This is a genomic window from Gordonia sp. Swx-4 (genome assembly GCF_030316175.1).
Taxonomy (GTDB): domain Bacteria; phylum Actinomycetota; class Actinomycetes; order Mycobacteriales; family Mycobacteriaceae; genus Gordonia; species Gordonia alkanivorans.
In genome coordinates this window covers 2,233,013-2,247,811 of sequence record NZ_CP128197.1, presented here as the reverse complement: position 1 = coordinate 2,247,811, position 14,799 = coordinate 2,233,013, and the positions used below count along the sequence as shown (strand labels likewise).

The following is a 14,799-nucleotide window of genomic DNA, read 5'->3' as shown; positions in this document are numbered from 1 at the left end:
TCCATCGGTCCAGTCGCTTGGAACGATCAAGTCTATCTGTTGGACAGCTGAAAAGGCCTCGGCAACGATCGGTGCATGTCACTCTCCACGACGGCAGCACACTCGCTGAGTCGGCGATCCGTTCTCCTGATGGCACTCGCATCCGGACTCGTCGTCGCCAACAGCTACTACGCGCAACCCATCGTCGCCCTGATCGCGAACGATCTCGATGCTTCGACCACGAGCGTGGGACTTGTCGTGACGGCGAGCCAGATCAGTTATGCGATCGGTCTGGCCCTGCTCGTGCCGCTCGGCGATCTACTGGATCGGCGCAAGTTGCTGTGGGCGATGCTGATTGTCACCGGCGTGTGTCTGGCCGTCATGGCGTGCGCGCCGTCCTGGCAGGTGCTCGCATCTGCTGCGGTCCTGGTCGGCACGGGCTCGGTCGTCGGCCAGCTTCTCGTCCCTCTCGCCGCGACACTTGCCGCGGAGGCCGAACGTGGGCGCGTCATCGGGAACGTGATGACCGGCCTGTTGCTCGGGATACTCCTGTCGCGGGTGGTCGCCGGTCTGATCGCGGAGGTGGCCGGCTGGCGTACGGTCTTTCTGACCGCCGCGGTCCTGATGGCGGTCGCGGGCATCGCCGTCGCCGCGCTGCCCACCAGTCCACCGACCACCGAGCTGACCTACGGCGCCTTGCTGCGATCGGTGGTCCACTTGGTGGCCGATGAGCCGGTGCTCCGCTGGAGGATCGGCTACGGCATGCTCACCTATGCGTCGTTCGGCGTGGTGTGGACCAGCATCGGATTCGTGCTCGCCGGACCACGATACGACTGGTCGGACGCCGGCATCGGGCTCTTCACGCTCACCGGGGTCGCCGGTGCACTTGCCGCACGAGGGGCCGGCCGAGGAGTCGACCGCGGATACGGACACCAACAGACCGGTCTCATGCTGGCTGTGACGGCAGCGAGTTTCCTGCTGCTGGCCGCCGGAGAGCGTTCCATCGTGGCGATGGGCCTCGGTGTCGCTCTCCTGGACCTCGGAATCCAGGGCACGCACATCACCAATCAGAGCGTGTTCTACCCATTGCGGCCGGATGCCCGGAGTCGGCTGAACACCGCATACATGACCACGTACTTCACCGCAGGATCGGTCGGCAGCATCCTGTCGGTTCTCGTCTTCGCATCGTTCGGCTGGTCGGCCGTCTGCGTCCTGGGCGCCGCGTTTCCGGTCACCGGAGTGGGACTGTGGTTCGTGGAGACCAGGTTTCGGCGGCGTGATCAACACCGTCGAGGGACATCGGATTTGCGCGACGGCGCCGACCGTGGGCTCATGGGCACATGAACGATCCGACGCCGTCCCGCCTCGACGTCCCGCTGCTCGTCGTCGACGGCGCGAACGTCGTCGGATCCGTGCCGGACGGTTGGTGGCGGGACCGCCGGGGTGCGGCGCAGCGGTTACGGGACCGGCTCGCGCAACTCGCCGAGCCCGGGCTCGACGTGTTGACCGGCCCGATCGAGGTGGTGCTCGTCGTGGAGGGAAGAGCGCGCGGGATCGCGTCGGTTCCCGCAGTGACGGTCGTCGAGGCCCCGGCGTCGGGCGACGACACGATCGTCGACGTCGTCGGCGACCACCCCCGCCGCCGTCGAGTGGTCGTCACCGCCGATCGCGAGCTGCGCGCCCGGGTCACCGAGCTGGGTGCCGAGATCCTCGGACCGTCGTCGATCCCGCGCTGAGTCCCCAACGATGCCGTGCCACATTTACCGAGTACCGCACCGGCATCGGTGGTCCAGCGAATAATCCGGTCCGGGAACACCGCACACGACCACCGACGAAGGGTCTCTGTATGAACGACGTCGACGTACTGATCGCGGGCGCGGGCCCGATCGGCCTGACCGCCGCCATCGAACTCCGCCGACGAGGTGTGCGGGTCCGGATCGTCGACCCGCTCCTCGAGCCTCCCCAGTACGCGAAAGCCGTTGGTATCCAACCCCGCACGCTCGAGGTGTTCGAGGGCATGGGGGTGCTCGAGCACATCCTGGACGCGGGCATGGAGATGCGCGGGCAGTTCGTGTTCGTCAACGGTTCTCAGGTCTCGCGGATCGACCTGGTCACGCCGGCCGACGTGCCCTTCCGGTTCCACCTGCTGCCGCAGTACTCCACCGAGCGCGTCCTGCGGGACCGGCTCACCGACCTCGACGCCGAGATCGAGCGCGGTGTCCGCGTGTCGGCGTTCACACCGGACGACGACGGGGTCACGGTCACCCTGACCGACGCGGCAGGCGCCGAGACCTCGGTCCGCGCGGGCTATCTGATCGGTGCCGACGGCGCCCACAGCACGGTCCGCAAAGGACTTGGTCTGGGCTTCGAGGGCGGGGCTTTCACCGAGCAGTACATGCTGGGCGACGTGGCCGTGGACTGGTCGATGCCCCGCGGCTACGCGATCCGCGCGATGCACCAGGCCGACGACGGCACCACCGACGACCTGCTGGTGTGCATCCCGCTGCCGGGACGGGGCCGGTATCGGATGTCGATGCTCGTACCCGACGAACTCGCGATCGGTCCGACCTCCGGCGGCGACGGTGTCGCCCACGGGTTCGAGGGCACCCGCACTCCCGAGCTGTCGCACATCCAGGCCGTCGTCGACCGGTTGTCGCCCGAACCCGCCACCGTGTCGGACCTCCGGTGGTCGTCGGTCTTCCGCATCAGCCACCGGATCGTCGACTCCTACGGTCGCGGAAGAGTCTTCGTCGCCGGGGACGCCGCGCACATCCATCCGCCCACCGGCGCGCAGGGCATGAACACCGGCGTGCAGGACGCCCACAACCTCGCGTGGAAGCTGGCGCTGGCCGTCGCGGGCGACGCGGCTCCCGGCCTGCTCGAGAGCTACGACCTGGAACGACGCCCCGTCGGAGAAGAAGTCGTCGGGCGAACGGTCCGCGACGCGCGGGAAGGCATCGGATCCGATTCCACCGACGTCGAGTTCGTGACGCGCCGCGAAGCCCAGTTGCTGATCTCCTACGCCGACAGCCCGATCACCGCGGGCTCGACGATCCCCTCCGCGCCGGCCGCACCGCGGGCGGGTGAACGGGCCCCGGATGCCGCCGGACTCGGTCGTGACTCGGTGAATCATCCGCTCCGGCTGTACTCGCTGCTGAGCGGCGTCGACCACGCTCTCGTGCTGTACGCCGACGCCGCCGCGGGGGCCGAGGACGTGGCCGTGCTCGAGAATCTCGCCGCCGAGGTCACCAAGGCGGCCCGCGGGCACATGACCGCGCACGTGGTGGCCGCGCCGACCGCGCAGGTCGGCAGCACCGACCTGCCGCTGCTCCGCGACACCGAGAACCGCTTCGCCGCCGGATATCTCCCCGACGGATCGACGGCCTTCGTCATCCGCCCCGACGGCTATCTCGGCTACCGCGGGCCGCTCGACGACACCGCCACGGTCCTCGCGTACCTCCGTGCCACGTTCGCGTGAGGCGACCCCGGTCCCCGGACCGCCGAGTGGCGCAGCCGAGCCGTCACCGTAATCTCTCACCATGACGAAATGGGGGCAGCTGGAGCGTGTTCGCGCGCTGGCAGGTCGGGTGGAGGCATCGGCGCGACGCCGGGCGAGTGAGTCCTCTGTCGGTCGCGCCCTGGGTTCGGGCGAGGTCATCTACCTGATCGCACCGACCGGCTACCCGAACTACGGAGACGAGCTCATCGCACGCACGTGGCTGCGCCGCCTCGCGCGCATCCGCCCCCAGGCAAAGGTGATCCTGGACTGCCACAGTCCGGGATCGGCGAGCGCGCTCATGGGCGACGCCCACCCCGATCTGCGCGTCGTCGACACACTGTGGCAACTCTCGAACCACGCCGCCGAGACCGAACCCGACGCCCCGTGGTCGTGGGTCGGTCGAGCGGTCCTCGATGCCGGGCTGGCGCCACGTCTCACCGCCGGCATCGACCTCCTGCATTCGGCGACCACCATCCACCTGCTCGGCGGCGGATATGTGAACAGCGTGTGGCCGCACCACGTGTCGCTGCTCGTGGCGGCCGCCGCGGTCTCCGGCCGATCGGGGACGAAGGTGGTGGCCACCGGGCAGGGCCTGGTGCCGACGGTCGAGGAACCGGCGTGGACGGCTCTGGTCACGGCGCTGGGCGCGTTCGACATCGTCGACGTGCGCGACACCGCATCGGCGCAGGCGCTGGAGGGTGCGGTCGACGTGCGGCAGTCCGGGGACGATGCCTGGCTCGCGCTGCACCGGCCGCAACCGGCGGTCTACCGCGACGAGGTACCTGCCGAGACACCCGGGCAGGGCGGCGGCGTCGTGCTCTGCTTGCAGTCGGACCTCACCGAGAAGTTCACCGGGCCAAGCGGATCGGGCGTCGAGGCGCTCGCAGCATTCGTCCACGACACTCTCGACGCCTGGGAGGTCCCGGGATCGGCGGTCACTGTCGTCGAAGGAATCCCGGGTCATGACTACGAGGTGCCCTTCCGTCTGGGCTCGCGTCTCGACGGTGCGCGCGTCCTCAACTTTTGCGACGTCTGGTTCGGCGGGCTGCCCGCCGGGCAGGGCAGCACCTGGATCAGCACGCGTTTCCACCCGCACCTCATCGCGGCTGCGGCGGGAGACCCGGGCGTGGCGATCGTGCCGATGCCGGTCTACTACTCGACCAAGCATCGATCCCTCGTCGAGGCCGGATCGGCCTGGAGCGTCGTCGATTCCGGAGACACGATCCCCGATCGCCCCACCGCCGGCGGCTTCGGCACGACGGACCGCACGCGCGCCATCGAAGCCAAGGTCGCCACCGCACTCGACATCTATCCGGTGGCCCCGCTGTTCGCACACCGCGCCTGACACCTCCGACAGCGCGGAATCTGCGCCGGGATCGCCCGATGTGCCCGCTGTTCCGGCATCCGCGGGAGAGGATCACAAAATGACCCGTCGGCCCGCGCGCCCCACTGCCCTACGACTTCTGGTGTGCGGTGTGACCGCCGTGCTCGGCATCGCCGCCTGTTCGCCATCCCAGACGACTTCGGAGTCGTCGAGCACCACCCCGACCTCGGTGTCCGCCGAGAGCGGCGCGGCCTTCCAGCAGGTGCTCGACGACCTCCGATCATCCGGCGGATTCCCCGGCGTCATCGCTCGCGTCATCTCGCCGGCGGGCATCTGGACGGGCACGGCCGGCACTGCTGTCGAGGGCGAGGACCGGCCGATCACCGCCTCCGATCACACCCGCATCGGCTCGCTCACCAAGACGATGACCGCGACGATCCTGCTGCAACTCGTCCAGGACGGGCGGGTCTCGCTCGACGATCCGATCAGCGAGTACGTCCCCGACGCACCCAACGGGAACGCGACCGTCCGTCAGGTCGCGGACATGACCAGCGGCATCCCGTCCTACACCCTGTCCGACGCCTTCACACAGAGGTTCTTCGCCGATCCCGGATACGACTGGCCGCCAACCCAACTCGTCGACACCGCGAGGTCGTTGCCGCCAGCATTCGCACCCGGGGCGGGCTGGCAGTACTCGAACACCAACTACGTTCTGCTAGGGCTGCTCATCGAAAGGGTTCTGCGGCAGCCGATTCGCGACGCCTTCGACGACCGGATCTTCCGTCCCCTGGGCATGAACGATTCGTCGTGGCCGGGCGGGTCCGTCGAGATCCCGGATCCGCACGTCGACGGCGTGACCAGCCAGGGGCAGCCGGCCGGCAAGACGGTCGACTCAACGAACTGGAACCCGTCCTTCGCCTTCACCGCGGGCGCGGTGATCTCGACCCTCGACGATCTGCAGCGGTGGGGTGACGCCTTGTTCACCGGCCGGGGCGTGCTCAATCCTTCGACACAGCAACTGCGGCGCGACTCGATCCTGACGTCTCCCCCGCCGAACACCGCGACCGCCGGCTACGGCATCGGTATCGGCAACCGGGACGGCTGGTGGGGGCATGACGGCGACTTCCCGGGCTTCAACTCGTCGCTGTTCCACGACTACGACTCCGACACGACGATCATCATCCTTGTCAACAGCGACGACGACATCACCGTCGACGGCAAGCAGGAGTCGCCGGTGTCGGCGATTCTCGCCGGTCTGATCTCCGCTCTGCCCTGAACCGCTGCGGCGTAGGGTCGTCGGCATGGCCAGAACCGTTGCGAAAGCCGATGCCGTCGACCGCGAAGCACTGCTGGAGTTCATCCGGCCACGCCACAAGATGATCCTCGGCACCGTCCGATCCAACGGCGGGCCACAGCTGTCCCCGGTCACCGGCGGAGTCGATGCCGACGGTCGGATCGTGATCTCGACCTACCCCGGCCGGGCGAAGGCCGCGAACCTCCGCAACACCCCCGTCGCGAGCGTCGTCGTGCTGTCCGACGAGTTCAACGGCGCCTGGGTCCAGGTCGACGGAGACGCCGAGGTCCTCGACATGCCGGACGCCGAGGATGCCCTCGTCGACTACTTCCGCAGCATTTCCGGAGAGCACCCGGACTGGGACGAGTACCGCGCCGCGATGCGTCTGCAGGGAAAGTCGCTGATCCGCGTCACCCCGACGCACTGGGGACCGATCGCCACCGGCGGATTCCCCGCCGATGTCGCCGCGAAGCTCGACGCGCAGGACGACTGAAGGTAGTCGCTTCAGATGACACATATTTGTGTCATCTCAGTCATGCGCGCACACTGTGATGCATGGCACTCGACGCCCAGCTGACGTTCGCCGATCACATGGCGCGGTTCTGTGCGCGCCGGTACAGCTATCCGCCGATGGTCGGTCGCGTTCTCGGCTATCTGGCGGTGTGCGAGCCGCCCGCCCCGACGATCGCCGAACTGAGCGACGCCCTGCTGGCGAGTCGCTCGGCGATCACCAACGCCATCACGACGTTGGAGTCCGTGGGCCAGGTGAAGCGGTCGCGCGCGGCCGGTGAACGGATGGATCGCATCTCGATCGACATCACGTCGGCACGCGGCCTCGGGATGGACAACGCCGAGTACGAGGAACTGGGGGCGCTCGCACGCGAGGGACTCGAGGTCCTCCGCGACGCCCCGCCGGAACGTCGCGCGGTCCTGAGTGAGATCGCGGCGTTCACCGAGTTCCTCACCAACCGCATCCCGGCCCTGTACGCCGAATGGCAGAAGGAACGCGAGGTGCTCATCGCGGCCGGCGAGATCCCGGCCTCCCCGCCGGAGGGCACACGGTCATGACCCACAGAGAGACCACCGGCGCCGAGATCCTCATCCGCGGACTGGCGAAAAGCTATGGCGAGCACCAGGTTCTGAGCGGTATCGATCTGACTGTTCCAGCCGGTTCGGTGACCGCACTGCTGGGGCCCAACGGTTCGGGCAAGACGACGACGGTGAGCATCGCCTCGACACTGTTCCCCGCCGACTCCGGCAGTGTGACCATCGACGGCCACGACACGGTGACCGATGCCCGCGCGGTGCGATCGATCATCGGAGTCACCGGCCAGTACGTCGCCATCGACGACCTGTTCACCGGCCGCGAGAACCTGACCCTCATGGCAGATCTCCGTCACCTCGGACGTGCGGCCGGCCGGCGGCGCGCAGACGATCTGCTCGAACAGTTCGACCTCACCGGCGCCGCGGACCGGGCGGTGTCGACCTACTCCGGCGGCATGCGCCGCCGCCTCGACCTCGCGATGACCCTCGTGTCCACCCCGCGCGTCATCTTCCTCGACGAGCCGACGACCGGGCTCGACCCGCGAAGCCGACGGGTGTTGTGGGACATCATCACCGGCCTCGCCGGAGACGGGGTCACGATCTTCCTCACCACCCAGTACCTGGAGGAAGCCGACCAGCTCGCCGATCGCATCGCCGTGCTCGATCACGGCCACATCGTCGCCGAAGGCACTGCGGCGGAACTGAAGAAGCGGGTGCACGATTCCGAGGTGCGTCTCACGTTCCCCGACGACGAAGCCTTCGACTCCGCCCGACGGCTGCTCCCCTCCGCACGGCCGATCGTCGAGTCACACCGGCTCGACATCGCCACCGACGACACGGTGTCCACCATCCGCACCACACTCAATCTGCTCGACGCTGCGGACGTGGAGGTTGCCGACGTCCACGTCCACACCCCCACCCTCGACGACGTCTTCTTCGCCCTCACCGGTGCGCCGGCCGAGGAACCCGTCGAGACCGACGCCGACACGTCCGGAGCCGCGTGATGAGCACACTCACCTATGCCGTGTCCGACTCCCGGGTCATGTTGCGCCGCAACCTCCGGCGGCTCGTCAAGTACCCGTCGCTGACCATCATGCTGGTGGGTCTGCCGGTGGTGTTCCTGCTGCTGTTCGTCTTCGTCTTCGGCGGGCAGCTCGGCGCCGGGATGACCACGTCCGGCGGGGCCACCGGGCGCGCCGCATACCTCGACTACGTCGTCCCCGGCATCATCCTGGTGACGATCGCGTCAGCCGTGCAAGGCTCGGCAATCGTCGTCGCGATGGACATGACCTCGGGGATCATCAACCGCTTCCGCACCATGGACATCGGACGGTCATCGGTGCTCGTCGGACATGTCCTGGCCAGCCTCATCCAGGCGCTGTTCAGCATCGCGGTCGTTCTCGCGGTGGCGATCGCCCTCGGCTTCCGCCCCAACGTCGACCCACTCGGGTGGCTCGGAGCCCTGGGCATCACCGGGTTGTTCTCGATTGCCCTGATCTGGCTCGCGATCTACCTGGGCCTCGCCGCGGACACCGTCGAAACCGCAAGCAACTCGCCGATGTTCCTGACGATCATGCCGTTCCTCAGCACGGGTTTCGTTCCCGCCGACTCGTTGCCCGTCGGCGTCAAACAGTTCGCCGAGTACCAGCCGTTCACCCCGGTGATCGAGGTTCTCCGAGGAGCCCTCACCGCCGCAACGGTTTCCACGAGCAGTGTGATCGCCGCGATCGCCTGGAGCCTGGGGATCGGCGCGGTATCGTACGGACTCGCCCTGCGCACCTACGAACGCCGGGCCATCACCTCCTAGCCGATGACCGGACACTCATGATCATGATCCCGGAGTGGTTGCCCGACGACCTGATCGCCGCCGCGATCGAGACCGTCGGCGCGACGAGATCTACTTCAGCGATAGGGGTCAGTGACCTCACGCAGGCGCATCAACGACTTCTCCAGAGCCGCGAAGTCGTCGGCACCCAGGTGATCGCGCCACTCCTGTTCGATGGCCTCGACCTCCCGCGCCGCGATCTCACACAGCTCGACGCCACGGTCGCTGAGAGTCACCAGCCGGGCCCGGCGGTCCGACGGGTCGGGGACGCGGACGAGGTATCCCGCGGCTTCGAGCTGGTCAACGATGCCACCGGCGGTCTGCTTGGTGACGCCCGCCTGCTCGGCGAGGTCGGTCAGCCGCATCGGCTCGGGCGCGAGCCGTTGCACCACGCGACTCTGCGCGAGGGTGATGTCGTCGGCCCCGACGGCGGCGAGCCGTGCCATGACCCGCCGTTCGATGGACCGGTGGGCCACGAACATCAGGACGCCTAGGGCCGGTCGTTCGTCGGTCACGCCGTTGACGTTAGTACGGATTCCTGACTAATATGGTCAGGCACCCTGACTAATTCGGAACGGGAGCCCGTCATGGACAGTGACACCCTGTGGAAGCACATCGACGAGCAGCGGATCGACCTCGCCGCACTGATCGAATCCCTGTCCGAAGAACAACTCGCGACACCGTCGCTCTGTGCCGGATGGACGGTCCGCGACGTTGCAGTGCATCTCACCCAATCACACGCGGGCGCCCGCCAGGTCATCCCGGCAGCCGTTCGGTACGGCTTCCGGTTCAACACGATGATCCGCGAGATGGCCGTCCGCGATCAGACACCACCGCGCGAGGCCGCGGACAAACTCCGCGCGATGGTCGGCTCACGACGTCACCCGTTCGCGACCAACGAGCGGGCGCCCCTCATCGATTCCCTCCTCCACGGCCAGGACATCGCCGTTCCGCTCGGGATCGATCGACCGATGCCGGTCGACGCCGCCGCGGCCGCGGCACAGGAGATCTGGGATGTCGCCTTCCCGTTCTTCGCCCGACGCCGCAACCGCGGGCTCCGGTTCGAGGCCACCGACGTCGACTTCGCAGCCGGGTCGGGTCAGGTCGTCGAGGCTCCGATCCGCGACATCCTGATGTGCTTCAGCGGGCGCGTCCCGGCGAGTGCACCTCAGCCGTCCGATGGTTCGGACTCCGGTTCGCGCGCGGGCTGACTCCAGCTCGCCAGGATCGCGATCGCTTGGCGGGACGACGATCCCGGCTCGGTCGTGTAGATGTAGAGGGCCTGTTCGTTGTCTCCGGGCAACTCGAAGGTCTCGTAATCGACGGTGAGGTCGCCGACGACCGGGTGGACGAGTCGCTTCGAACCGAAGGTCCGCTGGTGGACCTGATGTTCCGACCACCACCGCCGGAACTCCGGACTCGACACCGACAGCTCCCCGACCAGTTCGATGAGGTCGCGATCCTCCGGCGCGCGTCCGGCCTCGAGCCGGAGCGCCTCTACTGCGTTGCGGGCCTGCACCTCCCAGTCCACGAAGAGGCTGCGCGCGTCGTCGGAGAGCAGCATCCAGCGGGCGTAGTTCCGTTCGCGTCCGGGCATGCGCTCGAAGTCGGCGAACAACGCACACGCCATCCGGTTGGCCGCCAGCACTTCGGTCCGGCGGCCGAGGACCAGCGCGGGATGCGCGTCGAGTGAGTCGAGCAACCGGCGCAGTCCGGGTCGCACGCGCTGCACCGCTGAACGCGACCGTACAGCCGCCCGCGAAGTCCGCGTCGCCGAGACGAGGTCATGCAGGTGGGTACGCCCCACGTCGTCGAGCCCGAGGGCACGCGCGACCGCGTCGATGACCTGCGTCGACGGGACGATGCGCCGGCCCTGCTCGAGACGCGTGTAGTAGTCGGTGGACACCCCGGCGAGCACGGCCACCTCTTCGCGCCGCAGTCCCTTGACGCGGCGAACCCGCCCGTCATCGGGGAGGCCGGCCTGTTGCGGATCGCGCGCGGCCCGAGCACGGCGGAGGAAATCCGCGAGTTCTCGATTCAGATCGGCCATGACCACATCATGCGCGTCCGGTGCGGACCGTGCCTGGGTCTCTCAATCCCAGGTTGCGCGGTCCTGGGTTCGACGTGATCAGTTATGACGTCCCACAGGGCCTTTCGCGGCGCGATTCTGGTGCCACCGGTTCGAGAGACGAGCCGGAGCACACAGGAGGCAATCATGAGCTACCCCACCGATCGTCCGGCCACCTGGTTCGTCACCGGCGCCTCGCGCGGCCTCGGCCTGGAGCTGGTCACGCAACTGCTGCAGCGCGGTGACAACGTCGCCGCCACCACACGCTCGACGGATCGACTGACCGAGGCCCTCGCCGGCATCGACACGAGTCACTTTCTCCCCCTGCAGGTGTCGCTCGCCGACGAAGCCGAGGTCACCGCTGCGGTCGCGGCCACGCACGATCGGTTCGGCGGCATCGACGTGGTGGTCAACAATGCGGGCTACGGCTTCCTCGCCGCAGTCGAGGAGGTCACCGACGCCGAGGCCCGCGACATGTTCGACGTTCAGATCTTCGGGGTCTGGAACGTGCTGCGGGCAACGCTCCCCCAGATGCGGGCACGCCGCGGTGGCCACATCATCAACGTGTCGTCGATCCTCGGCCTGACCACGTTCCCCGGTTGGGGCCTGTACAGCGCAGGCAAGTTCGCACTGGAGGGCCTCACCGAGTCGCTCGCCGCCGAGATCGCCGACTTCGACATTTCGGTCAACCTGATCGAACCCGGGTACCTGCGGACCGACTTCCTGCGTGCCACCTCGCTGGGTCTGCCCGAGTCCACGGTCGACGCCTATCCCGCCATCCGCGAGATGACCCGGGCACACCAGGCCATGCCCGGCACCCAGCTGGGCGATCCGGTCCGCGCCGCGGCGGCCATCATCACCGTCGCCGTGGAGGGCGACGCGCCGCTGCACCAGCTCCTGGGTTCGGACTCACTCGAGTTCGCCGACGCCCGGCTGAACACTCTCCGGGCAGAGTTCGACGCCGCGAAGGACCTCGCGGTGACCTCGGATCACCAGGGCTGAGTCCATGGGACTTCGTTTCGGTGATGCGACCTCGACCGAGGACGCATCACCGAAATACTGTCTGCCGGCGAGCAGGCGTGGTGATCAGCTCGCCACGGCGTACTCCCACGCGTCGGCTCTGCGGTTGTAGGCGACCCGGATGATGACTCCGGGATCGAGTTGCGCGGCCAGCACCAGCGTCGGCACCAGCAGCTCGAGGGCGTATGCCGCAACCGGGTCCGCCGGCTCTTCGGGCACGACATCGGACCTGAGCAGATCGGCCCATCCTGCGGACTCCAGATATCCGAAGGCGGCCGCCACCAGATCCTCGACGGTCAGGTCGAGGTCGCGGACCATGATCGTCGTGGTGGCCTGGTGAGAGTTGAGTCCGCCGAACGCGCGGTCGCATCCGCAGGTCCGGGAATCGCACACCACCGACGGCAGCACGATCTCGCCCTCGACGGCGTGGCAGAAGTCATCCTCTCGGGTGGCACCGGAGGAGGTGGCGGTCAGGACTTTCATGAGCGACTCCCGTGTGTCGATCCACCTCGCAGAACACGAGGCCCACGCCGCCCGGCGTGGTGCGATCCACTGTGACGACGGACCCCGACGAGAAGCGTCGTGGCCGACGACGCCATCCACAGCCCGGCGGCATCCACAGGCGCCGGGGCTACCCCGCCAGCACAGGTCCGAGTCGTCGGGCGAGGTCGCCGAGTCCGTGGGATGACGACGAGACCCTGGGACGACGCGATCCTTGGAGAAGTTCTCGATGTCATGGGTTTCCGGGTGGAGTGGGGCCTGAAATCGTCGTAGCGCATCGAAACACTCACGGCGACGCCGGGATTGAGGCGTCCGCCGCTGAGGAGGTCGACGGAGTCTCTGCAGTGGTTCACCGCGCTGTGCCGGACAGCTGGTGTCATCGGCGAAACCGAACGCCACGCCGCGAATCATCGCGCACGAAAGTTGAACCAGGTCGGTACCGCTGGCGTCGCGTCTATAGTCGGGGTTCACACGGACTCGACCGAATGGATCGCCATGTCGACAACAGTCGCCGAGAGGATCGTCGAAGAGCTCGATCGTTCCGGAGTGCAGCGTGTATACGGGCTTCCGGGCGATTCCCTCAACGGTCTCACCGACGCCCTACGCAGCGCCGAGGCCATCACCTGGGAGCATGTCCGCCACGAGGAAGCCGCTGCTTTCGCTGCCTCCGCCGAGGCTGCTCTCACCGGCGAACTCGCGGTCTGCGTGGGCAGTTGCGGTCCCGGCAACCTCCACCTGATCAACGGACTCTTCGACGCCCATCGCAGCCGCGTCCCGGTGCTCGCCATCGCCGCCCACATCCCCGGCCCCGAGATCGGCAGCGGTTACTTCCAGGAGACCCACCCCGAACAGCTCTTCCGTGAGTGCAGCGCATTCTGCGAGATGGTCAGCACCCCCGACCAGATGCCGCGACTGCTCGATGTGGCGTTGCGGACCGCGGTCGAGCGACGCGACGTGGCGGTGCTCGTGATCCCCGGCGAGCTGTTCCTCAAGCCGTGCCCCAAACGCCGTGCGGGAGCCCCGATCCGGCAGGTTCGGCGCGTCGTGCGGCCCACCGATGCCGACCTGACGCGCACCGCGGACACCCTGAACGCCGCCCAGCGCGTCACCATCCTCGCGGGCGCCGGCGTGCAGGGCGCCCACGATGAGGTCGTCGAACTGGCCCGCACACTACAAGCACCGGTCGTGCATGCGTTGCGCGGCAAGGAGTTCATCGAGTACGACAATCCCTACGACGTCGGAATGACCGGGCTGCTGGGCTTTTCGTCGGGCTATCGCGCAATCGAGAAATGCGACACCCTGCTGATGCTGGGCACCGACTTCCCGTACGAGCAGTTCTACCCGTCGAAGGCGACCATCATCCAGGTCGACATCCGCGGCGAGCAGATCGGCCGCCGGTGCCCGGTCGACGTACCGCTGGTCGGAGACGTCGGCGACACCGTGCGCGCGTTGATCCCGCTGGTCTCGACCGGCCGCGATCCGGAACACCTGACGTCCTCTCTCGCGCACTACACCAAGGCGCGTCGACGTCTGGACGAACTGGCCGACAACGACCGCAACCGGGCACCCATCCACCCGCAGTACCTCACCCGGCTGATCAGTGAGAAGGCCGGTGCGGATGCCGTGTTCATCCCCGACGTCGGCTCCCCGGTCGTGTGGGCGGCGCGCTATCTGGTGATGAACGGCGCCCGCCGCCTGATCGGTTCGTTCACCCATGGGTCGATGGCGAATGCGGTCTCGCAGGCCATCGGTGCGCAGACCGCCTTCCCCGGGCGCCAGGTCATCGCACTCGCCGGCGACGGCGGACTCGCGATGCTGCTCGGCGAGCTGTTGACCATCACCCAGAACAAACTGCCGGTGAAGATCGTCGTCTACAACAACTCCTCACTGAACTTCGTCGAGGTGGAGATGAAAGCGGCCGGGTTCGTCAACTACGGGACAGATCTGGAGAACCCCGACTTCGCGAAACTCGCCGAGGCCGTCGGGATACGCGGACGCAAGGTCGAGCAGCCCGACGATCTCGCCGGGGCCATCGACGAATTCCTGGCCCACGACGGACCGGCGCTACTCGATGTCACAACCGCCCGCCAGGAGCTCTCGATCCCGCCGACGGTAACTGCCGCCCAGGCCAAGGGATTCACGCTCTACGCCCTCCGCACCGTGTTGTCGGGCCGGGGCGACGAGCTGGTCGATCTCGCCGAGACCAACGTGTTCCGGCGACTGTTCGACTGACTGCCACCAGTTC

15 protein-coding genes and 1 pseudogene are annotated in these 14,799 nt (G+C 67.9%); 12 read left to right on the top strand and 4 right to left on the bottom strand.

Annotated elements, in window-relative coordinates; genetic code table 11:
- Positions 1-129: 129 nt before the first annotated feature.
- From PWF70_RS10145 to PWF70_RS10105, 9 genes are all read left to right on the top strand, one after another.
- The gene (locus tag PWF70_RS10145; RefSeq protein ID WP_006360890.1) at positions 130-1,323 is read left to right on the top strand and encodes an MFS transporter; all 1,194 of its coding nucleotides are present in this window, start codon (positions 130-132) and stop codon (positions 1,321-1,323) included.
- Positions 1,320-1,715 (top strand): PIN domain-containing protein, encoded by a 396-nt coding sequence (locus PWF70_RS10140; protein ID WP_006360889.1) that lies wholly within the window; start codon positions 1,320-1,322, stop codon positions 1,713-1,715. Before PWF70_RS10145 ends, PWF70_RS10140 begins: the two co-directional genes overlap by 4 nt.
- Before the next feature lie 110 nt (positions 1,716-1,825).
- Complete coding sequence (locus tag PWF70_RS10135; RefSeq protein WP_006360888.1) at positions 1,826-3,457, top strand: FAD-dependent monooxygenase; 1,632 nt, start codon at positions 1,826-1,828, stop codon at positions 3,455-3,457.
- A gap of 61 nt (positions 3,458-3,518) precedes the next feature.
- Positions 3,519-4,823, top strand: coding sequence for a polysaccharide pyruvyl transferase family protein (locus tag PWF70_RS10130; protein WP_006360887.1), 1,305 nt, complete (start codon positions 3,519-3,521; stop codon positions 4,821-4,823).
- 79 nt (positions 4,824-4,902) lie between these two features.
- Entirely contained in the window at positions 4,903-6,078 is a 1,176-nt protein-coding gene (locus PWF70_RS10125) for a serine hydrolase domain-containing protein (RefSeq protein WP_006360886.1), read from the top strand.
- A gap of 25 nt (positions 6,079-6,103) precedes the next feature.
- Positions 6,104-6,589, top strand: a complete 486-nt coding sequence (locus tag PWF70_RS10120; protein ID WP_006360885.1) for a PPOX class F420-dependent oxidoreductase — start codon at positions 6,104-6,106, stop codon at positions 6,587-6,589.
- A gap of 62 nt (positions 6,590-6,651) precedes the next feature.
- Positions 6,652-7,164, top strand: a complete 513-nt coding sequence (locus tag PWF70_RS10115) for a GbsR/MarR family transcriptional regulator (protein WP_006360884.1) — start codon at positions 6,652-6,654, stop codon at positions 7,162-7,164.
- Positions 7,161-8,144 (top strand): daunorubicin resistance protein DrrA family ABC transporter ATP-binding protein, encoded by a 984-nt coding sequence (locus PWF70_RS10110; RefSeq protein ID WP_006360883.1) that lies wholly within the window; start codon positions 7,161-7,163, stop codon positions 8,142-8,144. Before PWF70_RS10115 ends, PWF70_RS10110 begins: the two co-directional genes overlap by 4 nt.
- The gene (locus tag PWF70_RS10105) at positions 8,144-8,947 is read left to right on the top strand and encodes an ABC transporter permease (RefSeq protein ID WP_035752275.1); all 804 of its coding nucleotides are present in this window, start codon (positions 8,144-8,146) and stop codon (positions 8,945-8,947) included. The genes PWF70_RS10110 and PWF70_RS10105 overlap by 1 nt, the downstream gene beginning before the upstream one ends.
- 95 nt (positions 8,948-9,042) lie before the next feature.
- Here PWF70_RS10105 and PWF70_RS10100 read toward each other — a convergent pair whose 3' ends face one another.
- A complete protein-coding gene (locus PWF70_RS10100) occupies positions 9,043-9,480 on the bottom strand; it encodes a MarR family winged helix-turn-helix transcriptional regulator (RefSeq protein WP_006360881.1) in 438 nt (145 codons plus the stop codon).
- A 72-nt stretch (positions 9,481-9,552) separates the two neighbouring features.
- Between PWF70_RS10100 and PWF70_RS10095 the strand changes: the two genes are divergently transcribed.
- Complete coding sequence (locus PWF70_RS10095) at positions 9,553-10,176, top strand: maleylpyruvate isomerase family mycothiol-dependent enzyme (protein ID WP_006360880.1); 624 nt, start codon at positions 9,553-9,555, stop codon at positions 10,174-10,176.
- Here the strand turns inward: PWF70_RS10095 and PWF70_RS10090 are convergent.
- On the bottom strand, positions 10,134-11,015 hold the full coding sequence (locus tag PWF70_RS10090; protein WP_035752272.1) for a helix-turn-helix transcriptional regulator: 882 nt from the start codon (positions 11,013-11,015) through the stop codon (positions 10,134-10,136). The two genes, PWF70_RS10095 and PWF70_RS10090, sit on opposite strands and share 43 nt — an antisense overlap.
- A gap of 165 nt (positions 11,016-11,180) precedes the next feature.
- On the opposite strand from PWF70_RS10090, the gene PWF70_RS10085 reads away from it, so the two are divergent.
- Positions 11,181-12,035: an SDR family NAD(P)-dependent oxidoreductase gene (locus tag PWF70_RS10085; RefSeq protein WP_006360878.1), complete on the top strand. Its 855-nt coding sequence runs from the start codon at positions 11,181-11,183 to the stop codon at positions 12,033-12,035.
- Positions 12,036-12,119: 84 nt separating this feature from the next.
- Here the strand turns inward: PWF70_RS10085 and PWF70_RS10080 are convergent, their stop codons facing one another.
- Positions 12,120-12,536, bottom strand: coding sequence for a DUF7715 family protein (locus PWF70_RS10080; RefSeq protein WP_006360877.1), 417 nt, complete (start codon positions 12,534-12,536; stop codon positions 12,120-12,122).
- 219 nt (positions 12,537-12,755) lie between these two features.
- A pseudogene (locus PWF70_RS10075) lies at positions 12,756-12,889 on the bottom strand (LLM class flavin-dependent oxidoreductase); the annotation flags it as partial.
- A 160-nt stretch (positions 12,890-13,049) separates the two neighbouring features.
- Here PWF70_RS10075 and poxB point away from each other — a divergent pair.
- Complete coding sequence (gene poxB, locus PWF70_RS10070; protein WP_006360876.1) at positions 13,050-14,786, top strand: ubiquinone-dependent pyruvate dehydrogenase; 1,737 nt, start codon at positions 13,050-13,052, stop codon at positions 14,784-14,786.
- The last annotated feature ends 13 nt before the right edge of the window (positions 14,787-14,799 follow it).